Consider the following 25,306-nt stretch of genomic DNA (forward strand, 5'->3'; position numbering starts at 1 on the left):
GTGCGACTACGCCCAACAAGGAAGCCGTTATTCCCGAGTTCAAGCAGATTATGGGCCATCCGAGCCCATTGTGGATGTTGTTCATGACTGAATTCTGGGAACGCTTCGCGTTCTACGGAGTTCGCTGGGCGCTGGTACTGTACATCGTGGCCCAGTTCCACGGCGGCGACGGTTCGGGACAGGCAGCGGCCAACCTGACCTACGGTTCCTTCCTCGCGCTGGTGTACGCCGGCGCCCTGTTCGGCGGCTACATCGCCGACCGCGTCATCGGCTACCAGCGCTCCATCCTGCTGGGCGCCATCTTCATGGCTGCCGGCCTGTTCTGCATCTCCGTGCCGAACCAGGACATCTTCAACCTGGGCCTGGCCACGATGATCGTCGGTAACGGCATGTTCAAGCCGAACATCTCGACCATGGTCGGCAAGCTGTACACGACCGCCGATCCGCGCCGCGACAGCGGCTTCACGATCTTCTACATGGGCATCAACATGGGCGCCATGGTCGCGCCCGTCTTTACCCAGTGGCTGGCCGAGTCGATCTTCGGCACCAGCGCCATGCCGTCGTACAAGATGGTGTTCATGGCGTCCGGTTTCGGCATGCTGATCAGCCTGGTATGGTTCTTCATCGGCCGCCGCGCCCTGAAGGGCATCGGCGCGCCGGAAGCCGGTTCCGGCAGCCCGATGCGCGTCGTCTGGGTGGCCGTCGGTTCCCTGTGCGTGATCCCGCTGATGTACTTCCTGCTGACCGTCGGCGCTGAAAAGCTGCAAATCGTCCTGACCGTGCTGTTCGTCGGCCTGGCCGTCATGCTGATGATCGAAGGCATACGCAACGGTAAAATTGCGCGCGACCGCGTCATCGCCATGCTGCTGATCTTTGTCTTCAACATCCTGTTCTGGATGTTCTTCGAACAGGCAGGCAGCTCGTTTACCTTCCTGGCAGACAAGATCGTCAACCGCGACCTGGGCTTCTGGATCTTCCCGACCGCCTACTTCCAGACCGTCAACTCGGTCGCCATCATCGTCTTCGCGCCCATCATCGCCGCCGTCTGGGTCTTCCTGGCGCGCCACAACGTCAATCCGTCGATCCCGCGCAAATTCGGCCTGGGCTTGCTGGGCAATGCGCTGGCCTTCGGCCTGCTGATCTTCGCTCTGTCGAGCTTGGTTGGCGCCGACAACAAGATCCCGTTCTGGACCCTGACCACCGTCTACGTGCTGCAATCGATCGGCGAGCTGTGCCTGTCGCCTATCGGCCTGTCGATGGTCACCAAGCTGGCGCCGGTGCGCCTGGTGGGCCTGGGCATGGGCGGCTGGTTCCTGTCGACCGGTATCGGCAACAACCTGTCGGGCATCTTCGCCAGCCACGTCAGCGGCGAAAGCGGCATGTCGGTGCAGTCGGCCCTGTCCGGCTACACCTTCGGCTTTTGGTCCCTGCTGGGCGCCGGCGTCGTGCTGTTCCTGATCGCACCGCTGATCAACAAACTGATGCACGGCGTGAAGTAAGCGTCTTGTTGTAGATCAGAACGGCGGCCCGCGGGCCGCCGTTTTTCATTGCGGCGCCGGTTTTTGCCCTGGCGGGCGGTACAATACTGCCATGGCCAGCGGCCACCCGACCAACACCGAAAAAGAATCCCATGTCCAGCATTTCCACCACCACGCCCCTCTCCGACGACGAATACGCCGAACTCGACACCCTGCTGGCCGCGCCCGCGCTGGCCAGCCGCGCCATGGACGTGTCGATGCTGGAAGGTTTTCTGACCGCCGTCGCCCTGAGCCCGAAACAAATTGCAGTTGAGCAATGGTTACCCTGGGTCTGGGACAAGGCGGCGGGCAGCGCCGCGCCCGCGCCCGACGCCGCCAGCGAACGGGCGGCCGGCCTGGCGCAGCGCCACCACGCCTACATGGTCGAATGGCTGGCGAAGGACCCGGACAGCTTCGAGCCCATCTACGTCTGCGGCCCCGAATGGAGCGTGCCCGCCTGGTGCGCCGGTTTTGTCCTTGGCACGGCCCTGGACAAGCCCCAGTGGGCGGCCCTGGCCGTGAGCCACCCGCAGTACCTGGCGCCCATCCAGCACCTGGCCACGGCCGCCGAACTCGATGACGACGCGGCCGAAACGGCCATGGATGGCGTCATTCCCGCCGTCATCGCCATCAACGCCGCCTGGGCGCGCCAGCGCCACCTGAAACAAAGCCAGCCCGGCGCCACCGTCTTGCGTGAACTGCCGAAAACGGGCCGCAACGACCCCTGCCACTGCGGCAGCGGCAAAAAGTACAAGAAATGCTGTGCCGACGCCGATAGCGCGGCCGGCTAAGGACGCATCTCCTTGCGCCAGCTGCTGACGGCCGTCCTGCGCTTCCTGCTGCGCCACGCGCTGCAGTTCGCCCTGTTCATCGTCATCCTGCTGGCCGGCCGCCTGCTGCTGGCCGACTGGCGCGCCTACAGCGCCGGCAGCGAGGCTGTCGCCGCGCTCGGGCTGGCCGCCGATAACGCCGATAGCCACGGCACTGGTCTGGCCGAGGCGGCCACGGCCAGGGTCAACGCCCTGGCGCACGCCTCGCACGCGGCCGTCGCCGCCCGCCGGACAGAAGTGCAGGCGCAACTGGCGGCCTTGCGCGCGCGCCAGCAAGCGTCGCTGTTCACCCTCCCCCTGCCCGCGCCCGATACGCTGGCCCGCCATGCGCAGGACGAAGCGGCGCGCCGCGTGGAAATCGAAGTGCTGGCGCAGGAGGCGCGTTACTTGAGCGCCCTGCAGGCGGCGATCAGCGGCGAGGATGCGCGCCAGACGCTGGCGCGCCTGCATGCGCAACACGTCAGCGCGTATGCGGCGCTGCAAGGAAATCTACGTCAGCGCCGGCAGCTGGAAGCGCTGCATCCTGTCGCGGCGCGCCTGCCCGGCAGCGACGCCCATGCGCAGCTGTCGCGTCTCGAAGGGGAAGGCCAGCGCTTGCGCGAGATCAACCTGCAAGCCTATCAAGCCTGGCTGGCACAGCGCGCGCGCACCAGCAATGCTGCCCGACCCGCCCCGTTTGCCATCGACGAGCAAGCCTTGAGCGGCGTGCTGGCGCCCGTACAAAAGGCGATTGCGGCAAGCGAGGAACAACTGGCGCGCAACTGGATCGCCCGCTGGCGCGCTCCCGTCATGGACGTGGCGCCCACGGCCGCCCTGCTGGTGCTGTCGGCCATCCTGCTGCCCGTGGCCATCAAGGCCTTCTTTTACTTCGTGCTGGCGCCCGTCGCTTCGCGCCTGGAACCCTTGTCCATCGCGCGCGCGCTGAACGTCACGGCCAGCGCGCCCCCCTCGCCGCCCGATGGCCAGTCGCGCATCTCCGCCGTCTCGCAGGCATTGCAACTGCAGCCGGGCCAGCGGATGCTGATCCATCCCGAATACCTGCAATCGTCGCCCGTCGGCACGCATAAACGCACGCAGTGGCTGCTGGACTGGCGCTTTCCATTGACGAGTCTGGCCGCCGGCATGGCGGCGCTGACGCGGCTGGAAAGCGATACGGCGGCATCCGTGACGATATCCGCCAGCGACGACCCGCTGCTGGAAGTGGCCGTCGTGCGCCTGCCTGCCGGCAGCGCCCTCGTATTCCAGCCAAGGGGACTCGTGGGCCTGGTCTGCGACGCGGACCAGCCGCTGGCGATATCGAGCCACTGGCGCCTGGGCAGCCTGCATGCCTGGCTCACCCTGCAGCTGCGCTTCATCGTCTTTCGCGGCCCCGTCACCCTGATCGTGCGCGGCTGCCGCGGCGTGCGTCTGGAACGGGCCGGCCAGGGCCGCTCCATCAGCCAGTCCGCCACCCTGGGCTTTACTACCGGCGTGCTGTACTCGACGATGCGCAGCGAAACCTTCCTGCCCTACCTGCGCGGCCGGCAGGCGCTGCTCAACGACCGCTTCGACGGCGACAACGGCGTCTACCTGTACGAAGAAACCCCGCGCCACGGCAAGCAGCCGGGCAAGGCGGGCAGCTGGTTCGAGGGTTTTACGGACGCCATCTTGAAAGTGTTCGGCATCTAGCCGAGGAAACCTTATGAACGACTTTCTGTTTGCCGATTTTCTCGAGGACCACGCCGTGTATGCGGCGGTTGAGGCGTACTGGCAGGCGCGCCTGGCCTTCCTCGACGGCCGGTGCGCGCCGTATCTGCGCACCGCGTTTGCCAACGGCCAGCCGTTTTATGACGGCAATCCCATCGTCAACCTGGCCGACCGCGACGCCGGCAAGGCGGCGCGCATCGTGCAGCAGTGCCCGCAGGAGTTCGGCGCCTGCTACACGAGCTTCGGGCAAGCCATCGAGCTGGCCGGCAGCGATGGGCACCTTCGTCCGGCGCGGGAAAAGGTCATCGTGCTGACCTTGACGCAGGCGACGGCGCAGCGCGCCGGGGATGAACTGCGCGCCTGGTTTGATGCGGCGTAAGGCTGCGCGCTACCAGAGGTAGGCTACGCGCACACCGACATTGCGCTGCTCGCCATAGTTACAGGCGCGCGCCGAGAAACACGAGGCGACATGGTATTTGTCGAACAGGTTCTTCACCGTCATGCTCACGCTCAGGCCGCGCCAGCCGCTGCGCGCCTGCCCCAGGTCATAGCGCAGCGACAGGTCGGCCAAGGTGAACGCCGGCGCCTGGAAGGTGTTCTCCGCGTCGCCCCAGCTGGCGCCCACGTGGCGCACGCCGGCGCCGGCCGACAGGCCGCGCAAGCTGCCGGCGAAGGCGTAGTCGGCCCAGGCGGATGCCATCTGCCTGGGCACTTCATAGGGCGACTTGCCCTGCACGTTCGTGCCCCACATGTCCGGATTCGCCTTCGTCACTTTCAGGGGATTGTAGGTGAGGGACGCCAGCAGTTTCAGCTGGCTGTTCGGCTGCGCCGCCACTTCCAGTTCGATGCCGCGCGAGCGCACCTCCCCCTGCTGGATCGAGAAATTCGGATCGTCCGGGTCCGTCGTCAGCACGTTCTGGCGGCGCAGTTCGAATGCGGCGGCCGTCACGGACAAATGCGCGCCAGGCGCGTATTTCACGCCGACTTCCACTTGCCGGGCCGTTTCCGGCTCGAACGGACGCTCAAGGCGGTCGGCGCCGGAGACGGGCGAGAACGATTCGCTGTAGCTGGCGTAAGGCGCCAGGCCGTTCGCCGCCAGGTAAGTGACGCCGGCGCGGCCCGTGAATGCCCCGGGCTTGCGCAAAGTCGTGCTCGACGGCGATACCAGCAGATTGCGCTGTTCCTGGCGCGTCCAGTCCTGGCGCCCGCCCACGGTGAAGACCCAGTTGCGGTACTGCGCACGGTCTTGCAGGTAGGCGCCCAGCTGACGGTTACGCTCGCGGCGCAGGGCATCGGGCGCCAGCGCCGCCAGGTCCAGCGCGCCGCCGTAAACGGGGCGGTAGATAGCGATCTGCGGCCCGTCGGCGATATACGAACTGAACGAAGTACTGCTGCGGCTGTAGTCGATGCCGGCAACGACCTCATGGCGCAGCGCGCCCGTCGCCACCTGGCCCGTCACGCTGGTGTCGAGCGAGTACACGCTGCCCTTGCCGTCGCGCGTATCGATCTCGCGGTTGCTGATCGCATGGTCGATTAAATTGCCATAACGAAACATATACTGTTCATGATTATCCGCATGCAGGTAGCGGAAATTCTGCCGGAGCGTCCACCCGCCGTCAAACGTGTGGCGCGCCGCGTAGCCGGCAGAGGCGACGCTTGTCTCCTCGTGGTCGAAGCCGGGTTCCCCCAGGAAGCGCGTCAGCGGCAGGCGGCCATTCGGATTGCTGCCATTCAAGGCCTCCCACTGCACGTTCGACGATTGCATGGCGCGATTCTTCTGGAAAAAGCCCAGCAAGGTGACGCTGGTGCGGGCGCTTGGCGCCCACGTCAGGCTGGGCGCCAGATAATAGCGGTCGTCCTTCATGTAGTCGATCTGCTGGTCCGCCTGGCGCGCCAGCCCCACCAGGCGGTACTGCAGGCTGCCGTCGTCGGCCAGCTGGCCGCCCACGTCGAGGGCCAGCTGCCTGCGGGCGTAACTGCCGAGCGACACTTCGACCTGGTTCACTTGGTCCGCCGCGGGGCGCTTGGCAACGAAATTGACGATGCCGCCCGGCGCATTCTGGCCGTACAACACGGACGAGGGCCCCTTGAGCACTTCCACGCGCTCGGCGCCATACGGCTCCACGCCGAAGAAGCCCAGCGTCCCCATGGGCATCAGGCGCATGCCGTCAAGGTAGAACGCCCCCGAAAACTGGCTGAAGCCGCGCACCGACAGGCTGTCGTCGGCGGGATTGGCGCCTGCCGTGTTGCTGCGCAAGCCGGCCGTGTACTGGATGGCGTCGTTCAGGGTGCGCACGCCCTGGTCATCCATGCGGTCGCGCGTGATGACGGACACCGATTGCGGCACTTCCAGCAAGGATGCATCGGTCTTGGTGGCGGTGCTGGCCCGCCGCGCCACATAGCCGCTGACCTTGCCCCAGGGGTTTTCCGCTTCCCCCTGCGCGCTGACGGTCACGGGCGCCATCGTCTGCACGCCATCGGCCGCCGCGCCGGTAGCGGACGCGGTGGCGGCGCGCAAGGCATAGCCGCCTCCGGCCGTGCGCACGGCGGCGAGTCCCGTGCCGGCCAGCGCCCGCGCCAGCGCGTCGTCCACCGTATAACTGCCGCTGACGCCGCCGCTGCGCAGCCCTTCCGTTGCCGCCGAGCCAAAGGCGAGCAGCAAACCCGCTTCACGCCCGAGCCGATTCAATGTCGCTTCCAGCGGCCCGGCCGGGATGGCATAGCGGCGCAGGACCTCGGCCTGCCCGGCCGTTTGCGCCAGCGCCGGCGCGCCGGCCAGGCCGGCCAGTGCGCCCAGGCACAGCGCATGCACCAGGTGGGCGAGCGGTTTCATGGCCAACAGGCCCGGTGCGCGCAAGCGCGTGGAGGGATGGAATGTGCTGCGATCGTTCATGGCATGCCTTCGTATCATGGATGGGTGGAACGGGCCAAAACCTGGGCCCTCACTTCCCTTGACAAGACAGCGGGCAAAAACAGTCCATGTATTTTCAGTTTATTTTTTCGCGGCGCGCGGCCGCACCGTGACCCAGTAGCGCGTCAGATAATGGAGTTCGACGGGCAAGGCTTGCGTCAGCGCCAGCAGTACCTTGTCGGTATCGGCCAGCGGATAGACGCCCGACACCAGCAGATGCGCGAGCGCCGGGTCGCATCCCAGGTGGCCGCGCCGGTGGCGCGACAACTCCAGCAGGAAGGCGTCCAGGCGCATGTGCGCGGCGACCAGCATGCCGTCAACCCAGGCGCCCGCGCCGGCGTCGAGCGCCTGCGCCGCGCCCGCGCCGGCGCGGCTAAAACTGCCCTCCTCGCCCGCCTGCAGCACGCGCGGCTGGCCCTGGGCCGCGGCGGGCCGCAGCTCGACGGCCCCTTCCAGCACGCCGACCCGCACGAAGCCGTCGTGCTGGCGCACGATGAAACGCGTGCCCAGCGCCCGCGCCGCGCCATCGACGGTGTGCACGAAGAAGGGCCGCCGCTGCGCATCGGGCGCCGTCTGCAGCAGTACCTCGCCGCGCAGCAGCCGCACCGCGCGCGCGCCGGCGTCATAGTGCAGTTTGATGGCGCTATCGGTATTGAGCACCAGCGTGCCGCCGTCCGGCAGGCGCACCGTGCGCCGCTCGCCCGTGGCCGTGCTGGCGTCGGCGTGCCACGACTGCCAGGCGGGTGCCTGGCGCAACAGGGCGGCGCTGCCGCCCACGACCACCAGCGCCGTCAGCAGGCGCACCGCGCGGCGCCGCCGCGCGCCCGCAGGCGCGGCCAGGGCGGCGCTGGCCAACGGCAGCGGAATGCCGGCCAACTGGCCGCTGACCGCCTCGATGCGCTGCCAGGCCCGTTCATGTTCGGCGTCCTCGGCGCGCCAGCGCTGCCACGCACTGAGCTGTGCGGCAGTGGCGTCGCCGCCGTGCAGCGCCAGCCACCACTGCACGGCCCGCCGCGCCACGGCAGGCGCCACGCGGGCGGCCGCAGCCGCGCCGCCCAGCGGAACCGGCATCTCGTCATCCATCGTGCTGCTCCGGGAAAAAGCAGCGCAGGGCCGCCCTGGCCAGATGGCGCTTGACGGTGGACAGGGAAATGCCCAGTTCGGCCGCGACCTCCTGCTGCCCCATGCCGTCGAGCTGCACCAGCAGGAAGGCTTGCCTGGCCTGTGCGGGCAAAGCGGCCAGGCGCCGGTCCAGCTCCACCAGCCGTTCGAGGAACATCAAACGCACCTCGGGCGGCGGCGCCACCGGTTCCGGCATCAGGGCAAGGGCATCGAGGTAGGCTTGCTCGATGGCGCGCCGGCGCACATGGTTGATCAGCAGGTTGCGGGCGATGGTCGTCAGGTAAGCACGCGGCTCCTGCACGCCCTGCATGCCCTGCGGCGCGAGCACGCGCAGGAAGGTGGCCTGCGCCAGGTCGGCCGCGTCGAAAGCGTTGCCCACCTTGCGCTGCAGCCAGCCGCGCAGCCAGCCGTGGTGCTGGCGATACAGCATGGCGATGTCATCGTATGCATGCAAAGAAAAGTGGTCGGCGGACATGGAGCGGCGAGTCTGGCGCATAGCGCAAACTTAATGAGAATTATTCTCAATTATAGGCAGAAGTGGGCAGCTCGGCAAGATAGCGGCTGCAGCGGCCACGGCAAGCGGCTCAATCCGGTCTGAAGTCAGCCTGCAGCAAGCCATAGACGTGCAGGTCGACAAATACGCCATTCAAGCATTCCGCCTGCCGCAACACGCCTTCATGCATAAATCCCAGCCGTTCGGCCAGCGCCCTGCTGGCGTGATTGGCGGCCGCGCACTGCAATTCGATGCGGTGCAATTGCAGCGCGCCAAACGCGTGCGCGAGGACGGCGCGCACCGCCGCGCCGGCGATGCCCCGGCCCTGGAACTGCTGCCCCAGGTAATAGCCGATGCGGGCATTGCGCTGCGCCGTGTCGATGTCTTTCAGGCGGATGCTGCCGCACAAGGCCGTGCCGGAGAAAACATGCCATTCCAGTACCCCGCCGCTGGCGGCGCGGGCGGCGGCGGCCTGCAGATAGGCCAGCGCCTCGCCGAATGCGTCGAGCTGCGCCACGGCGGGCAGGTAAGCTTTCAAGTGCGCGCGGTTGCGCGCCACCAGTTCGGCGAGGGCTTCGGCGTGTTCAGGCAAAGTTGGAACAATAGAAATATCAGGAAATGCTGAAGGAGTCAGATGCATATGTCCCCGGCGGGCCGGTAAAGTGAAAGAAGAAGCACGCAGCGGTATCGCTACGCCGCAATCGAATGCGATACGCTCAGCCACTCGCCCGGTTGCAGATTCGCCGCCGCCTCGCGCGTGGCCAGCACGCTGTCGGGATCCAGGTCGGAGCGTTTCAACTTATAGGAATAGGCAAAATCGTCGGCATCGAATGCCTGCCCCGCCTTGACATAGTACTTGAAGCCGACGAAGGAGTCGGGATTGGTGACGACTGTGTATGCAAGCGTGACGCTGTTCATGGCGGGCCTCGTCGACGGTGGTGAGGCATCCATTATGCGCCTATGCTGGCCGCGGCGGTCGATGGAAGAACCTTGCGGCAAGTCAATGGCCATGCCGGCCGCCGGCGCTACAGTAGCGTGAGTCCACTCCTACCGCACTTCCCGCCGCCATGCGCACACTGCTCAGTACCATCAGGAACACCGTGATGCCGCCAGTCAGGCTCACGGCGGCGGCGCGCGCCGAGCGCCTGGCGGACCGGCGCGGGCTGCCCGCCAGCGATCCCGGGCCGCAAGCCGTCATCGACGCCTGCACGGCCTGGCTGGGCGCGGCGCAGGACCATTCCAGCTCAAACGACGGCGGCGTGGCCCGCGACTACAGCCTGCTGACGGGCTGGTCGAGCTCCTACCCGGAGACCACCGGCTACATCATCCCCACCATGATCGCCGTGGCCCGGCGCACCGGCGACGCCGCCCTGCACGAACGGGCGCGCCGCATGCTCGATTGGTGCGTGGCCATCCAGTTCCCCGCAGGCGGCTTCCAGGGCGGCAAGATCGATTCGACGCCGCGCGTGCCCGTCACCTTCAACACGGGCCAGATCCTGCTGGGCCTGGCGGCGGGCGTGGCGGCGTACGGCGCGGCCTACGAGGACGCCCTGCACCGCGCGGCACGCTGGCTGCGCGACAGCCAGGACGCCGACGGCTGCTGGCGCCGGCATCCCACGCCGTTCGCCAGGCCCGGCGACAAGGCCTACGAAACCCACGTGGCGTGGGGCCTGTTCGAGGCAGACCGCGCCGCGCCCGGCCACGGCTACGGCGCGGCCGGCCTGCGCCAGGTCGACTGGGCACTGACCCGCCAGCAGCCGAACGGCTGGTTCGCATCGAACTGCCTGGACGAGCCGCTCAAGCCCCTGAGCCATACCATCGGCTACGTCTTGCGCGGCCTGCTCGAAGCGCAGCGCTTTTCCGCGCGCGCCGACCTGCTGGACGCCGCCGTGCGCACCGGTACGGGCGTGGCCAATGCCGTGGCCGATGATGGCTACCTGCCCGGCCGGCTCGACCACGCGTTTCTGCCCGGCGCCGACTTCGCCTGTCTCACGGGTTCGGCGCAAAACGCGCATTGTTTGTTCCTGCTGTATCAGCGCACGGGCGAGCGCCGCTTTCTCGACGCGGCGCGCCGCCTGAACGGCTTCGTGCGGCGCACGGTCGTCATCGACGGCCCGGCGCACGTGCGCGGCGGCGTGAAGGGCGCGTTTCCCGTCGACGGCGATTACGGCGCCTGGGCTTACCTGAATTGGGCCGCCAAGTTCTGCATCGATGCCAACCTGCTGGAACTGGAAGTTGGCGATGCTTGAGCGGGCCAGGCGCGCCGCCAGGACTGCGCTGGAAACGTGGCGCCGCGCCGTCAGCGCCCGGCACGTGCGCCACGGCGCTCGCCATGTGACGCGCGCCGGCCTGGCGGCCGATCTGGCGCGGCTGGGCGTCGCGCCGGGCGACACCCTGTTCATCCATTCATCCTTGCGCAGCCTCGGTTACGTGGAAGGCGGCGCGGCGGCCGTGATAGGCGCCCTGCAGGACGCCGTCGGTGCGCAAGGCACCTTGCTGCTGCCCACCTATTATCTGCCCGGCGGCACGGTGCGCGCCACCTGCGCCATGAAAGAGTATGTGTTCGACCCGCGCCGTCACGGCACCAGCATGGGCCGCCTGCCCGAAGCCTTCCTCGCCAGCGCCGGCATCCACCGCAGCATCCACCCGACCCATTCCGTGTCCGCGTGGGGCCGCCATGCGGCCGGCCTCACCGAGGGGCATCACCGCGCGCCGTCGATCTTCGGCGCAGGCTCGCCATGGCAGCGCTTCATCGGCTGCACCCAGGCGAAAGTGCTGGGCCTGGGCATTTCCATGGGCCCGGTGACGTTCTATCACGCGCTGGAAGACGCCATGGGCGACGCCTTTCCCGTGCCCGTATGGGAAGACGAGACAAAGCTGCTGGCCTGCCTGGATCACGCCGGCCGGCGCTGCGAGGTGCCCGTGCGCCCCTTCGATCCCGCCATCGCCCGGCGCCGCATCGACCAGCCGGGCCGCGGCGACTTGCGCGACTATTTTGCGCGCGAATTCGACGCCGCCGGCTTGCGCGTCAACGGGCAAGTGGGCGAGGCGGCGTCGTGGGCCATTCCGGCGCAGGCGTTTCATGAGCACCTGCGCCAGCTGGCATCCGAACACGTGACGATCTACGCCACAGCCGGTGAACTGGCGGCGCGGCCCGTCGCCGATGGCGCCTTACGGCACGGCCGGTGAGGCTGGCAAGGCCGCCGCGCGCGCCGCGCCCGTCCCGCTGCGCTGCAAATCGTATACGCCTGCGCCGCTGGCGATGAAGTACAGGGTGCCCGCCTCGGCATTGACCTCATCCTCGATGGGAGCGCCCGTGCCGCGCTTGCGGACAGTCCAGCGCCCCTCCTGCAAATCCGTCACCAGCACCTGCATGGACGCCGCTTGCGCCGGCAACTCGACTGTGACAAGCCCGCCGAGCGGCAGGCCGCTCCGGGAAAACAGCACCACGCGGTCCTTGATCTGCACGCCGGCCAGCAGCGGCGAGGCGATGGCCGTCGTGGGCAGCGCTGGCAGCGCGCTGCCGGCATCCATCACCTGCATGACATTGAGGAACAAGTCCGTTTCGCCGGCGGCCGGCGGCGACACTTCCAGCCGCCAGGCGCCCGCTTCCTCGGTCGAATAGTCCGCTTCGGGCTGGATAGGATAATTGGTGCCGCCGACGCTGAACTCATTGCCGCTGCCGCCCACCTTGGCCAGCACGGCATTCGCCGGCAGCAGGGTGCGGTTGATCAGCTTGCCGTTGTACTGGTAGCGATGGTTGTAGTCCCACTCCGTGCGGCGGACCACCGCGGTGTCGCCGGCGATCTCGGGCTCGGACTGGCTGTGCAGCAGCCAGGTCTTCCTGAATCCCGCATCGCTGGCGCTGACCCTGTCGAAGACGACCAGGGCGGCCGGGTGATCCCCGTCCTTGAGATTGAGGAACACGAACGAGCGCTGGAACTGGCGCACCTTGCTGCTGTACGCGGCCGTCAGGTCGCCCTTGATGTAGCTGAAGTCCGGCGCCTGCGCCTGGGGGCCGGACTGGTGCCGGAGGACCGTGGCCACCTTGTAGCCGTTGGCCAGTTCCGCCAGGGTTTGCGGCTCCTCGCCAGGAAAGCGCTGTCCGCCGTCATTGGCATAACCGTCAAAACTCTCGCTGGGGTCATACACCAGCATCGTGTTATGCGCGATGCTGCGCTTGTGATAGTTCATGTCGTGCGCGCTGCCGTATTCCAGGACAATGGCGGGATCGGCGACATCCCTGCCGCTGTAAATGCCCGAATCGATGGCCAGGCCGCCCTTGTAGTAAATCTGGAAATGCCCGGCGTCGTAATGCTCGTGGTTGCCGAACCAGTCGCCGCCCAGCTTCATCGTGGCCACCACATGGCCGGACTGCGCCTGCATGCCATCGGTCCAGCCCGTGCGGGCGATCATCAGGCCGGCCGGGTCCGGAAAATACTTGGTCAACGGCAAGGTGGCGGGACTGGGCGTGCTGTCCATGGCCGTGTTGCCCAGCAGCACAGGCCACAGGCTGTCCCGGGGATGGATAAAGCTGGTCGACTGCTGCGACGACTGCGTCAGGTACTCGTGCTTCAGGGTGGGATTGTTGTAATAGGCCGCCGGCAGCAGGAAGGCCAGCGGTTCGCTCCAGTATTGCGTGCTGTTGGTGTACGAGGAATGGTAGACGTCGCCATCGCGCATCCATTGCCCGTCGGGGCGGCGCGCATACAGCCAATGATACGGCGTCATCTGCTGCACGGGATCGAACACGGGAGCGGCGCCCATGCGCCGGAACAGCCATGCGGCGTACATGTCCGCCAGGAAGCGCACCGTGCCGTAGGATGCCCCCTGATGAAAGGCTTGCGCCGCGTAGGCATAGTTGCGCGGCGCAATATAGTCGGCAAAGAAGCGCCCGGCAACAATGTTGTAGACCAGCGGCGCCTCGTCATAAAAGGCGATGGCGGCCGACAGCTGGTCGCGCAGCAGCTGGTTGTCGCTGCCATGGCCCACGACGACGCCCTGGCGCGAGGGCGGAAAGCCGATTTCCATCGTCGCGGCGATCTGCGTGAAGCGCGTGACGACATAGGCGCGCTGCTGCGCGCTCATCAGCCTGTAGCACCAGTCATACACCATGGCGCTGGCCAGGATGATGTCGCCTTTTTCGTTCGGGTGGCTATCCCCGGGCGAAAAGCGTACGGCCGCCAGGTAGTCGAGCAGCATTTGCACGGCTTCGCCGCCCCGCTGCGCCGACGCCGGCGCGCCACCGCCTTCATACAGCAGCGAGAACAGCGCCTTCGCCTTGATCCGGCTCACGACTTCGGTCTGGTGGTTCGTCGCGGCCGGGCCGCCTGGCACGAACGGCGGCAGCGCAACCACGGCCGGCGCCTGGATAAACGCATGCAGGACCGTGCGGTGCTGCACCATCTCGGCCGCATTCGACTCGAAACGGCCGCGTATGGCGGCCAGGTCTCCCACCCGGGCAAACAGGCGCGGATGCTCGCCTGGCGGCGGCAGCACGGCGGGCAGCGGGTACGCGCCATAGCCTTGCGGGACAAAGTCGGCGAGCGCCGTCACCAGCAGGCAATCGATGCCCACGCCGCCGTCACGGTACTTGAGCTTGAGTTCGCGCGCGCCGGCCGCCAGCCAGCGCGTGACGGGCACCCAGGTCCACTGCGCGGCCTGGCCGGCGATGAACGGCACCGCTACGCTGGCATAGGCGCCGTTGTCGAGCGCCAGGTACAGCGAGGCGGCGTCCGCCGCCGGCGCCAGCACGCGCAGCCAGACCGTGTAGTTGCCGGCGCGGGGCACGGCCACGCTGTACGACAGCTCGGCCGCCGCGCCCGGCGTATCGGCGCGCGCCAGGTCCGCCGGCGTGGACAGGTAGCTGCCGCCGGAAACCACATTGCTGCCGAGATACTCTTGCGTCCACGGACCGCCTGGCGCCCCGGCTTCCGCCTCGAACATGGCTTCGACGGGAAAAGACGCCGCCTGCAGCGCGGGACTGGCCGCCAGCAAGGCGACATGGATCAAATATTGCAACTTGTGACGGTATCGCAGCTTGAACATTCCTGGCACCCCATTTTGTTGTATTTTAAATATCAGCAACAATACACCATGCGGCGTCAGTCCGATTGTATTTTTACAACAAATACCGGCGGCGGCCCGCCGCGCGCATAAAAAAAACCGCCCGGTATCACCCCCGGGCGGTTTTGGCTGGCAATGCGGACCGGCCGCGCGCTATGCCTGCGGCGCCTTCTTCTCGCGCGCCACGAGGTACAGCAGCACGATGATGGCCGCATACGGCAGCAGCGACAGCGCATCCGCATTCAAGCCCGCGTAGAAAGGGTTGCCGTGCTCGGCCCAGTCGGCCATCATCTGGTCGAAGTGCGTCAGCACGCCCGCCGTGATGGCGATGATGATGCCGGCCAGCGCGCCGCCGGCGATGTAGCCGGAGGCCAGCAGCACGCCCGAACTGCGGTCGCCCGCCAGCTGGCGCTCTTCTTCATTGAGCTTGGCGTTGTGTTCCAGCTTGTTGTTGCGGCGGTCCGCCAGCCAGCGCACCAGGCCGCCCACGAAGATCGGCAGGGTCGAGGACAGCGGCAGGTACACGCCCACCGAAAACGCCAGCGACGGGATGCCGGCCATTTCCAGCACCACGGCGATCATCACGCCGAACAGCACCAGGGTCCACGGCAGCTGCTGGTCGAGGATGCCCTTGATGATGTAGGACATCAGCACGGCCTTGGGCGCATCGTACTTTTTCACTTCCGAGCCGTCCGGACGCTTGCTGTAGTGGCCATTGATGCCCGGGTCCACCAGGTAAGCCAGCTGGCCGTCTTCCTTGACGAAGTACTTGCCGGCCGGGCCGCCCACGGTGTCCGTCTTTTGCCAGACTTTATATGTATTGTGGTCGGCCTCGGCTTGCGGGCCATGCAGCTCGCCCGTCACCGTCAGCTTCGATGCGTCCACCGTCAGGCCGGGCGCCACCTGCGCGGCCGGCACGTAGACGGTGCTCGCCTCGTTCAGCTTGAGCAGGATCGGACCGAGGATCAGCGCCGACGACAAGGCGCCGGCCAGGATCGCGTACTGCTGCAGGCGCGGCGTGGCGCCCACCAGGTAGCCGGTTTTCAAGTCTTGCGACGTGGTGCCCGCATTGCTGGCGGCGATGCAGACGATGGCGCCCACCGACAGGGCAGTCACATAGTAACGCCCGCCCGTCCAGCCCATGATGAGGAAGATCAAACAGGTAAACAGCAAGGTGGCCACGGCCATGCCGGAGATCGGATTCGACGAGGAGCCGATTTCACCCGTCAGGCGCGACGACACGGTGGCGAACAGGAAGCCGAAGACGAGGATCAGCAGCGCGCCGAGGAAGTTCATGTGCAGCGGCGTGGCGAAGGTGATCACGGCGATGATGGACAGGCAGCCGATGACGACCCATTTCAGGGGGATATCCTGGTCTGTGCGCAGGGTGGAGTCGCTCTTGACGCCCTTGCCGATGCCCTTCAGGCCGGCCGACAGGCTGCGCCAGATCATGGGCATGGCGCGCACCAGGGAAATGAGGCCGCCGGCGGCCACGGCGCCCGCGCCGATGTACAGCACGTAGGCGCTGCGCACGTCGTCGGCGCCCATTTCGCTGATCAATTTGGTGCCCGGCGAGAGCACGGTGGTCAGGCTGTCGCCGAAGAACTTGATCATCGGGATCAAGAGCAGGTAGGACAGCACGCCGCCGGCCGCCATGGTGGCGGCGATGCGCGGGCCGATGATGTAGCCCACGCCCAGGAGCTCCGGCGAAATCTCGGCGCCGATGGAGCCGCCCTTGAGCGGCGCGGCAAATTCCACGCCCGGCGTGTCCTTCCAGCCCTTGAACGAGATATTGAAGACTTTATACAGCAAGCCGACGGCAAAACCGCCGAAGATGATCTTGGCGCGGCGCTTGGCGTCCAGCGCGGCGGCCGAATCCTTCTCGATGCTTTCGCCGGCGGCGATGCGCGATTCTTCCGTGGCGGCCGCCTTGAGCACTTCCGCGCACGCCGTCCCCTCGGGGAACTTGAGTTCCTTGTGCTGGTCGACGATCATGGTGCGGCGCATGGGGATCATCATCAGGATGCCCAGCAGGCCGCCGAGGACACCGACCAGCATGACTCTGGAGATTTCCAGGTCGAAGCCGAGGATCAAAATGGCGGGCATGGTCACGCCCAGGCCGAAGGCCAGCGATTCGCCGGCCGAACCGGCCGTTTGCGTGATGCTGTTTTCCAGGATCGAGGAATCCTTGCCGCCCACCTTCTTGGCCAGGCCGAACAGGGTGATGGCGATCACGGCGACGGGAATCGAGGCGCTGACGGTCAGGCCCACCTTCAGCACCAGGTAGAGCGAGGAGGCGCCAAAGACCATCCCCAGGATGACGCCCATGAACAGCGCGCGGAAAGTCATTTCGGGCAATTTGGCGTCGGCCGGAATATACGGCTTCATGGCGCTCGGTGTTGCATCTTTTGCCATATAAAGTTCCTTAGTCTTGTAAAATAAACAGCCCGGATCGACGTCCGGGCTATTTTCTTGAAGCCGTGACTATCGCACAGCCGCGTTTCGATGAAAAGGTTTTTTGCTCCCGGTCCCGGCGCCTGGCCCCGCCGCCCGGCCCGCATGGGAAGCGCCGGCGCATTGGTCTATAATCGCTGCCACCGTGCCCTGCACGCTACCGTGAGACTGCCTTGACTGCCCAACGATCCGGATTTCCCTGGCCTTCGCGCCGCGCCACCGTGCGCGGCTTCATCATCGCCGGCTGCGCCGCGCTGGCCGCCGCCGTGCTGCTGGCAGCTTATCTGTTCCTGTACGTGCGCCCGCGCCTGCCCGAGCTGGGCGTCATCACCGATTACCAGCCGAAGATCCCGCTGCGCGTGTACACGGCCGACAAGGTGCTGATCGGCGAATTCGGCGAGGAGCACCGCGACTTCGTGCCGATTGCGCAAGTGCCCGACATGATGAAAAAAGCCCTGCTGGCCATCGAGGACAGCCGCTTCTACGAACACCACGGCATCGACTTCGTGCGCGCCGGCGGCGCCGTGCTGTCGAACCTGCGCCACGGCTTCGGCCACGGCGGCGGCTCCACCATCACCATGCAGGTGGCGCGCAATTTCTTCCTGACGCGCGAAAAAGTCGCCTCGCGCAAGCTCAATGAAATCATGCTGGCCCTGAAAATCGAAGCGGCCCTGTCGAAAGAGCAGATTCTCGAGCTGTACATGAACCAGATGTACCTGGGCCAGCGCTCGTTCGGCTTTGGCAGCGCGGCGCAGACGTATTTCGGCAAGCCGCTGAATGAATTGTCGATCGCGGAAATGGCCATGCTGGCCGGTTTGCCGCAAAACCCATCGCGCCACAACCCGATCAGCAATCCGAAAAAGGCCCATGCGCGCCAGAAGCTGGTATTGAAACGCATGCGCGAACTCGATTACATCAGCGAAGGCCAGTACCAGCAGGCGCTGGCGCAGCCGCTGCATTTCAACAGCCGCGGCAAGCAGGGTTTCGACACGCACGCCGAATACGTGGCCGAACTGGCGCGCCAGGCCGTCTACGCGCAGTTCAAGGAAGACAGCTACACCAAGGGCATCAGCGTCTATACGACGATACTGAAAGCCGACCAGGACGCGGCCTACGCCTCGACGCGCCGCAACGTCATCGCCTACGACCAGCGCCACGGCTACCGCGGCCCGGAAACCTTCATCGACCTGCCGGCGGACGCAGAACAGCGCGACGACGCCATCGATGCTGCGCTGCAAAAACGCCCGGACAGCGACGGCCTGATCGCCGCCGTCGTCACGGAAGTGGCCAGCGGCAAGGTGGTGGCCGACACGGGCGACGGCGACGCCAAGGCCATCACGGGCGAAGGCTTGCGCTTCGCCGCCCCTGCCCTATCGAGCAAGGCGAGCGCCGGCATCAGGCTGCGCCCGGGCGCCGTGATCCGCATCAGCCAGGATGGCAAGGGCAACTGGGCCATCACGCAAGTGCCGCTGGTGGCCGCCGCCTTCGTCTCGCTCGACGCGGACACGGGCGCCTACCACGCCATGGTGGGCGGCTTCGATTACAACCTGCAAAAGTTCAACCACGTCACGCAGGCCTGGCGCCAGCCCGGTTCGGCCATGAAGCCCTTCGTGTATTCGGCGGCGCTGGAAAAAGGCTTTTCGCCGGCCACCCTGATCAACGACGTGCCTTTGGAGATGCAGGCGGGCGGCAAGGTGTGGGCGCCGCAGAATGACGACTTCAAGTTCGACGGCCCCATCACCATGCGCTATGCGCTGGCGCAATCGAAGAACGTGGCCTCCGTGCGCATCCTGCGCGCGCTGGGCGTGGCGTACACGCATGACTTCCTGGAAAAATTCGGCTTCGACCCGGCCCGCCAGCCGAACAATCTGACCATGGCGCTGGGCACCGGTTCCGTCACGCCCGTGCAGATGGCGGGCGCCTACGCCCTGTTCGCCAATGGCGGGCACCAGGTGGAACCGTATTTGATCGACCGCATCGTCGACGCCAGGGGCACGGTATTGGTGCAGACCAAGCCGCCCACGCCGAACGACGACAAGACCCTGGCGCTGGACCCGCGCAACGCCTTCGTCATGGACAGCATGCTGCGCGAAGTGGCGCGCACGGGCACGGGCGCGGCGGCGACGAAAAGACTGGGCCGCAGCGACATCGCCGGCAAGACCGGCACCACCAGCGACGCCGTCGACGGCTGGTTCGCCGGCTACAGCGGCGGCATCGTGGCGGTGGCATGGATGGGCTATGACGAGCCCAAGTCCTTGGGCGGGCGCGAATTCGGCGCCACCCTGGCCATGCCGATCTGGATCGACTACATGCGCACGGCCCTGGCGACGCGCCCGCCAATCGCGCGCGCCGTGCCGGCCGGGCTGAGCCAGGTCGACGGCGAGTGGCTGTACGACGAATTCATCGACATGAACGGCGTGAAAACGCTGGACATGGATGTGGAGACGCCGACGGATCCGGCGGCGCTGCCGGAGACGGTGCCGGTGGAAACCAACTAGTGAAAAAGCCAGGAGCGATCCTGGCTTTTTTTACGGCGGCGTTTTTACGGCGCCTTGAGCATGCTCAAATATCCGCGCACCGTCTGCACCGTGCTGTCGGCAAAATCGTCGACGTTGACCTTCGCCGCGCGGTACTTCCAGCGTTTCACGTACCAGTCCTGGAACAGGGCCAGGCAGTGGGCAGCCAGCAAGGTGGGGTCGCCCTGCGGCTTCGGCTCGATTTCGGCGATGGTGGCGGCGATCAGGGTCTGCACGTACAGCTCGGAATTTTTCGCCATGCTGCGCTGCTCCACCTGGAGCACGCGCGAATCCATGAAGACAAAATAAAACCACGGCTGCAGCACTTCAGACAGATAGATCGACGAGCGTATCATCGCTTCCAGACGGTCCAGCGGCGACTTCACGTCGGCAAACAGCAGCGGCAAGGCTTGCGTGGCGTGGCGCACCACGTCCTCGATCATTTCGGCCAGTTGATCCTTGCTGGTGATGTAGCCATACAGGCCGCCCATCGACAACCCCGTTTCGCGGCACAGGTCGCGCAAGCTCATGGCGCGGAAACCCACGTCATTGGCCAGGCGGAAAGTGGCGACGAAGATGCGTTCGAGATTTTCCAGCGCCGGCTTGCGGCGCTTGACGCCGATGCGCTCCGCGTGGCGGTCAAGAATATATTCCCAGATGTTTTCGCCATTTAAGGGCGTCATCTGCTGAAACTGTTCAAAATTAAAATGGGTCGACAAGTGCATTCCCAAGTAACGGTATATGAGCAATGTCAATGCAGGTTCAGCAAGCGGCGCTGCACGACGGCGGGACTGGTGATGCGGGCCGATTATAGCTCAGGAAAACAACTATTTGACTTTTCAACTATACGACGGGCGCACAAGCAACGCCAAATTCCCCTATATATTGCGCTGCATCATGCAATTCGAATGCAATTTAAATGCAGCAATGCTACATTTCAAAAACCGAGCGCTCGCTATATTTAATGCATCGATAGAATGTGCAGCAGGCACCCGGTAATCGCTACAGCATCGACATTTCCACTATTCAATAATAACGGAGACAAAATGAAGACTCGCTTCTGGCAACTGCTATCGACCCTGCTGCTCGCTCTCGCCGTCCTGCCCGCCAGCGCCGGCGCCGCCGGCTACACGCAAACCAAATACCCTATCGTGCTCGTGCACGGCCTGTTCGGCTTCGACAAGCTGGGACCCGTCGACTATTTCTATGGCATCCCCGCCGCCCTGCGCAGCGGCGGCGCGCAGGTGTATGTGACCACCGTCTCGGCCGCCAACAGCACGGAAGTGCGCGGCGAGCAGCTGCTGTCGCAGGTGCGGCAAATCCTCGCCGCCACGGGAGCAAGCAAAGTCAACTTGATCGGCCACAGCCACGGCGGCCCCACGGCGCGCTATGTCGCGTCCGTGCGGCCCGACCTGGTGGCCTCCGTCACCAGCGTGGCCGGCGTCAACAAGGGTTCGACAGTCGCCGATATCCTCGTCGGCGCCATCCCCAACACCAGCGGCGCGCTGGGCAATGCGCTCGCCTCCCTGATCGGCATTTTGTCGGGCAACAAGGGCTTGCCGCAAAATGCGGGCGCCTCGCTCGCATCCCTGTCCACGGCCGGCTCGCTGGCTTTTAACCGCCGCCACCCGCAAGGCATCCCCACCACCGCTTGCGGCGAAGGCGCCTACCAGGTGCAAGGCGTGTACTATTTTTCGTGGAGCGGCGCGCAACCGTACACGAACGTGCTCGACGTGGGCGACCCGCTGCTGGCCGCCATCAGCCTGGCCTTCGGCGGCGTCAGGAACGATGGCCTGGTCAGCAGCTGCTCCAGCCACCTGGGCAAGGTGATCCGCGACGACTACGCCATGAACCACCTCGATGAAGTCAATCAGTTCGTCGGCATCGTCAACCTGTTCGAAACGAACCCCGTCACCGTCTTCCGCCAGCAGGCCAACCGCCTGCAAGGCCTGGGACTGTAAGGAGCGGCGCATGCACGCGAAATGGATCATCGGCGGCGGCCTGGCGGCCCTGGCACTGTATCTGGCGCTGCGGCCGGGAGAACCGCCCGCCCCGCCGCCGGAAAAGGCGGAGCCGGACCTGTTCGCGTTCGTGCGCTCGATGCAAGGCACGCGGCCCGACGGCAACGTGACGGTGGCCCCCGGCGACAAGCTGGTGGTCGACGCGGAACTGGGCCACCTGTTCGACTACTACCTGGCGGGCCTCGGCGAAAAGCCGCTGGCCGCCGTCCGCAGCCAGATCGAGGCGGAACTGGACCGGCGCCTGGCGCCCGTCCCTGCCCGCGAAGCGAAGCGCCTGCTGGGCGCGTACCTGGCCTACCGGCAGGCGCTGGCTGGCGCCGAGCAGGCCTTGCCCCCCCAGCCCGATGCGGCCCTGGCCGCCAGCGCGCGTCTGCAAGCGATGCGCGCGCTGCGCGGCAATTATTTTACGCCCGAGGAAAGCGCGGGCCTGTTCGGCGCCAGCGACGCCTATGACGACGACGCCGTGGCGCGCATGGCGATCCTCGGCGACACCTCGCTCGACGAGGCGCAGCGCCAGGCAAAACTGGCCGCGCTGGATCAGAAAATGCCGCCGGCCCAGCGCGCTGCGCGCGACGCGCCGCTGCAGGTGGCCAGGCTGGATGAATCGGTCAAAGCGCTGCGCGCCCAGGGCGGCGGCGAAAATGAAGTCTACCGCCTGCGCGCCGGCACCTTCACGCCGGCAGCGGCGGCGCGGCTGGCGGAACTGGACCGCGAGGAATCGCAGTGGCAGCAGCGCATCATCGCCTATCAGGCGCAAAAGGCGCAGCAGGCCGGCCTGCACGGCGGCGCACAGGATGCGGCGGCCCTGCAGCAGCTGCGCGACGCCAGCTTCACGCCGGAGGAACAGCGCCGTCTGGGTGCCTACGAATAGCGCTCAAGCCAGCTGCGCCAGCAAAGCTGCCGCCGCCATCACGTCCGTGGTGTCGCGCCCCTGCCGGAAGCCGGCATGGACCGGGGCCAGCACGGCATGCGCGGCGGCGGCGAGGCCCTGCGCCTGCATCACGGCCGCCAGGCTGGTGGCGCAGCGCAGCTCCCAGCCCGGCGCCTGCTGGCCCCGGGCCAGCTGCAGCGCTTCTTCCAGCTGCCTGCGCACCGCTTCCAGGCCGGCCGCATCGTCTTGCGCCAGCGCCCGCCAGCGGTGGTGCGCGTCGCGGCGCAGTACTTCCGGCGCGCTCCATGGCGCCATGCCCGTGCGCGCGCGCCGCAGCGCCTGGCTATCGGCGGCGGCGTCGTGCAGGGTGGCCATCAAATCGATCTGTATCGGCCAGCTGCGCACGCAAGGCCAGGGAAATTCCGTCACCGTATCGCCCGCATCGAGCAGCCGCTGGTAGGCGGCGCCCCAGGCGCTCCAGTACAGCAAGCCATAGCGGGCCGCATGCTCGCAGAGCAGGCAGGTCCAGGCATGCGCCAGCCCCCGCTGCCCGCACCACAGGGCGACGGGAATGGCATTGATGGCCAGCGCGACGCACAGGGTGACGCCATTGTGCCCGAAGCCCACCGTCACCGCCTCGCGCACCAGCGCCAGGGCGTCGTCGGGGCAGCCCTGCATCCACAGGCAGCGCGCCAGCGTGCCGCGCAGGCAGACCTGGTGATCAGCCAGCAAGGCATTGTTGAAGCCGCGCTGTCCGGCGCCGTCGGGATGCGCGAGCACCATGCGCGCCAGCGCCGCCGACCGCGCGTACCGTCCGCGCAAATATTCGCCCGCCGAACGCATGCGCGCCAGCACCAGGCCGTCGCGCGCTTCGCATAGGGCGGCCAGCTGTTCCACATAACTGTCGGCGCGCTGGAAATCGGCCAGCTTCAGGCTGCAGACCCACATGCCGCAAATCGCATCAAAGCGGCGGCGGCCATCGTCCGTGCGCATGGCCAGCGCATAACCGCGCTGGAACGAACGCAGCATGGTGCCGGTAACGCCCTGCGTATGCAGCAGCAGGTGCGCCAGCGAGGCATGCAGCTGCATCTCGCTGCCGGGGTCGTCCAGTGCATGCGCGGCCATGCGCTCGAGCGCCCGCTCGACGCGCACGCGGTATTCATCCATCAGCGACAGCTGATAGAACAGGGTTTGCGCGGCCAGCGTCAGGGCCACGCCCAGCGCCACGTCGCCCTCCTCGCCGAAAGCCCAGTCGATGGCGGCGCGCAGGTCATCGACATGGCGGCCGTAGCGCGCGCTCCAGTGCTCCGGCGGCATGCTCTCCCAGTCGGCGGCGATGCATCCGGCCAGGCCCAGGCAGTGGCGCGCATGGCGCAGCAGCACGGCGCCGGCATTCCCGCCCGCCGCCAGCTGCGCCGCGGCATAGGCGCGCGTGGTGTCGAGCAGCCGGTAATACACGTGCTGGCAGCAAAATTCGATGCTGACGAGGGACTTGGCCGCCAGGTCGGCCAGCGTGTCGAACACATCGCAGCCCGCCACGGCGCTGGCCGACCCCAGGCGGAAGCGGCTCTTGAACACGCTCAGCGCCTGCAGCACCTGGCGCTCTTGCGCGTCGAGCAAGCCATAGCTCCAGTCCAGGGTGGCGCGCAGGGTCTGGTGGCGCAAGGGCATGTTGCGCGCGCCGCGCGTGAGCAGGCGAAAACGGTCGTCGAGCTGGCGGCGCAATTCGTGCAAGCCGAAATGGCCGATGCGCCCGGCCGCCAGCTCCAGCGCCAGCGGGATGCCGTCAAGGCGCCGGCAGATGTCCACCACCACGGGCACATCGGCGTCGGCCAGCACGAAAGCATCGTCGACAGCCGCGCAGCGTTCGCAGAACAGCTGCACCGCGGCGAAATGGCGGGCCGCCGCCGCGTCGGGCACGGCATCGGCCGGCGGCAATTCCAGCGCGGGCAGGCGCTGCAGCTGCTCGCTGGTGATGCGCAGCGGCTCGCGGCTGGTGGCCAGCAGGTGCAGCAGCGGCGCGCCCTTGAGCAAGGCGTCGGCCAGCGTGGCGGCCGCGCCGATCACGTGCTCGCAGTTATCGAGCACGATCAGCATGTGGCGCGGGCGCAGGTAGGCCAGCAAGACCGGCATGGCGTCGCCGGCCGGCACCGCCACCCCCAGCGCCGTGGCCAGCGCCAGCGGCACCAGGCGGCCTTCTTCCAGCGGCGACAGGTCGACGAAGCACGCGCCATCGGCATAGCGGCGCAGCACGCGCGTGGCCAGGACGACGGCCAGGGTGGTCTTGCCGATGCCACCCGGGCCGGCAATGCACAGCAGGCGCAATTGCAGCAGCTGGTTGGCCATCGTTTGCAGCACCTCGGCGCGGCCCAGCATGCGCGTCAGCACGACGGGCAGGTTATGCCGCGGCTCGGCACCCGCCGCACCGGGCGCCGGCCGGCCCGTGTTCGCCAGCGGCGCCAGGAAGCCGTAGCCGCGCCCGGGAATGGTGGTGATGTAGCGCTGGCCATCGCGGCCATCGCCCAGCGCCTTGCGCAACGCCGCCAGGTGCACGCGCAAGGTCGCGTCGTCGACCACGGCATTGGGCCAGACTATGCTCACCAGTTCATGCTTGTCGACGATGTCGCCGGCGCGTTCCAGCAGGGCCAGCAGCAAGTCCATGGCCCGGCTGCCCAGGCGCAGCGCGCGATCGCCCTCGAACAGCACGCGTTCAAGCGGCAAAAGGCGAAACGGGCCGAAGACATAGGCCGGGACGGGACTGTTTATCATTCTTGCGTGGGGAAGAAAGTGTTAAAGCATGCGGCTTGCAGTGGCCATAT

At 66.9% G+C, this 25,306-nt stretch carries 18 protein-coding genes; 9 read left to right on the forward strand and 9 right to left on the reverse strand.

The window, feature by feature from the left end; translation table 11 throughout:
- The first annotated feature begins 50 nt into the window (after positions 1-50).
- From AC07VI_RS19425 to AC07VI_RS19440, 4 genes are all read left to right on the forward strand, one after another.
- A complete protein-coding gene (locus tag AC07VI_RS19425) occupies positions 51-1,499 on the forward strand; it encodes a peptide MFS transporter (RefSeq protein ID WP_436543773.1) in 1,449 nt (482 codons plus the stop codon).
- A 131-nt stretch (positions 1,500-1,630) separates the two neighbouring features.
- On the forward strand, positions 1,631-2,308 hold the full coding sequence (locus AC07VI_RS19430) for a UPF0149 family protein (RefSeq protein ID WP_492994653.1): 678 nt from the start codon (positions 1,631-1,633) through the stop codon (positions 2,306-2,308).
- 12 nt (positions 2,309-2,320) lie between these two features.
- Positions 2,321-4,015: a hypothetical protein gene (locus AC07VI_RS19435; protein WP_492994655.1), complete on the forward strand. Its 1,695-nt coding sequence runs from the start codon at positions 2,321-2,323 to the stop codon at positions 4,013-4,015.
- Positions 4,016-4,028: 13 nt separating this feature from the next.
- On the forward strand, positions 4,029-4,412 hold the full coding sequence (locus tag AC07VI_RS19440) for a hypothetical protein (RefSeq protein ID WP_099375638.1): 384 nt from the start codon (positions 4,029-4,031) through the stop codon (positions 4,410-4,412).
- A gap of 9 nt (positions 4,413-4,421) precedes the next feature.
- Here the strand turns inward: AC07VI_RS19440 and AC07VI_RS19445 are convergent, their stop codons facing one another.
- The 5 genes from AC07VI_RS19445 to AC07VI_RS19465 all read right to left on the reverse strand — a co-directional run bounded on the left by AC07VI_RS19445 (position 4,422) and on the right by AC07VI_RS19465 (position 9,477).
- On the reverse strand, positions 4,422-6,926 hold the full coding sequence (locus AC07VI_RS19445; RefSeq protein ID WP_086148391.1) for a TonB-dependent siderophore receptor: 2,505 nt from the start codon (positions 6,924-6,926) through the stop codon (positions 4,422-4,424).
- 99 nt (positions 6,927-7,025) lie between these two features.
- Positions 7,026-8,027, reverse strand: a complete 1,002-nt coding sequence (locus tag AC07VI_RS19450) for a FecR domain-containing protein (protein WP_492994658.1) — start codon at positions 8,025-8,027, stop codon at positions 7,026-7,028.
- On the reverse strand, positions 8,020-8,541 hold the full coding sequence (locus tag AC07VI_RS19455) for a sigma-70 family RNA polymerase sigma factor (protein WP_492994660.1): 522 nt from the start codon (positions 8,539-8,541) through the stop codon (positions 8,020-8,022). The genes AC07VI_RS19450 and AC07VI_RS19455 overlap by 8 nt, the downstream gene beginning before the upstream one ends.
- 109 nt (positions 8,542-8,650) lie before the next feature.
- Positions 8,651-9,151 (reverse strand): GNAT family N-acetyltransferase, encoded by a 501-nt coding sequence (locus AC07VI_RS19460; RefSeq protein WP_157792268.1) that lies wholly within the window; start codon positions 9,149-9,151, stop codon positions 8,651-8,653.
- 98 nt (positions 9,152-9,249) lie between these two features.
- On the reverse strand, positions 9,250-9,477 hold the full coding sequence (locus AC07VI_RS19465) for a hypothetical protein (RefSeq protein ID WP_086148268.1): 228 nt from the start codon (positions 9,475-9,477) through the stop codon (positions 9,250-9,252).
- A 185-nt stretch (positions 9,478-9,662) separates the two neighbouring features.
- On the opposite strand from AC07VI_RS19465, the gene AC07VI_RS19470 reads away from it, so the two are divergent.
- Both AC07VI_RS19470 and AC07VI_RS19475 read left to right on the forward strand, forming a co-directional pair.
- Positions 9,663-10,808 carry a prenyltransferase/squalene oxidase repeat-containing protein gene (locus tag AC07VI_RS19470; RefSeq protein WP_492994663.1) on the forward strand — a complete coding sequence of 382 codons (1,146 nt, stop codon included), beginning with the start codon at positions 9,663-9,665 and terminating at the stop codon, positions 10,806-10,808.
- On the forward strand, positions 10,801-11,748 hold the full coding sequence (locus AC07VI_RS19475; protein ID WP_157792270.1) for an AAC(3) family N-acetyltransferase: 948 nt from the start codon (positions 10,801-10,803) through the stop codon (positions 11,746-11,748). Before AC07VI_RS19470 ends, AC07VI_RS19475 begins: the two co-directional genes overlap by 8 nt.
- Here AC07VI_RS19475 and hepB read toward each other — a convergent pair.
- Together hepB and AC07VI_RS19485 are read right to left on the reverse strand one after the other, a co-directional pair.
- Entirely contained in the window at positions 11,731-14,607 is a 2,877-nt protein-coding gene (gene hepB, locus AC07VI_RS19480; RefSeq protein ID WP_492994665.1) for a heparin/heparin-sulfate lyase HepB, read from the reverse strand. The genes AC07VI_RS19475 and hepB overlap by 18 nt on opposite strands.
- Positions 14,608-14,778: 171 nt before the next feature.
- Positions 14,779-17,040, reverse strand: coding sequence for an OPT family oligopeptide transporter (locus AC07VI_RS19485; RefSeq protein ID WP_099375643.1), 2,262 nt, complete (start codon positions 17,038-17,040; stop codon positions 14,779-14,781).
- Positions 17,041-17,252: 212 nt separating this feature from the next.
- Here AC07VI_RS19485 and AC07VI_RS19490 point away from each other — a divergent pair, with 212 nt between their 5' ends.
- Complete coding sequence (locus AC07VI_RS19490; protein WP_492994668.1) at positions 17,253-19,577, forward strand: penicillin-binding protein 1A; 2,325 nt, start codon at positions 17,253-17,255, stop codon at positions 19,575-19,577.
- Positions 19,578-19,621: 44 nt separating this feature from the next.
- Here the strand turns inward: AC07VI_RS19490 and AC07VI_RS19495 are convergent, their stop codons facing one another.
- Positions 19,622-20,278, reverse strand: a complete 657-nt coding sequence (locus AC07VI_RS19495) for a TetR/AcrR family transcriptional regulator (RefSeq protein ID WP_226935932.1) — start codon at positions 20,276-20,278, stop codon at positions 19,622-19,624.
- Between the two features lie 363 nt (positions 20,279-20,641).
- Here AC07VI_RS19495 and AC07VI_RS19500 point away from each other — a divergent pair, with 363 nt between their 5' ends.
- Together AC07VI_RS19500 and AC07VI_RS19505 are read left to right on the forward strand one after the other, a co-directional pair.
- The gene (locus tag AC07VI_RS19500) at positions 20,642-21,556 is read left to right on the forward strand and encodes a lipase family alpha/beta hydrolase (RefSeq protein ID WP_492994670.1); all 915 of its coding nucleotides are present in this window, start codon (positions 20,642-20,644) and stop codon (positions 21,554-21,556) included.
- 10 nt (positions 21,557-21,566) lie between these two features.
- A complete protein-coding gene (locus AC07VI_RS19505; protein ID WP_492994672.1) occupies positions 21,567-22,487 on the forward strand; it encodes a lipase secretion chaperone in 921 nt (306 codons plus the stop codon).
- A 3-nt stretch (positions 22,488-22,490) separates the two neighbouring features.
- On the opposite strand, the gene AC07VI_RS19510 is transcribed toward AC07VI_RS19505, so the two are convergent.
- Positions 22,491-25,256, reverse strand: a complete 2,766-nt coding sequence (locus AC07VI_RS19510; RefSeq protein ID WP_492994674.1) for an ATP-binding protein — start codon at positions 25,254-25,256, stop codon at positions 22,491-22,493.
- Positions 25,257-25,306: the final 50 nt, after the last annotated feature.

This window comes from Janthinobacterium sp. GW821-FHT03A03 (assembly GCF_059421435.1).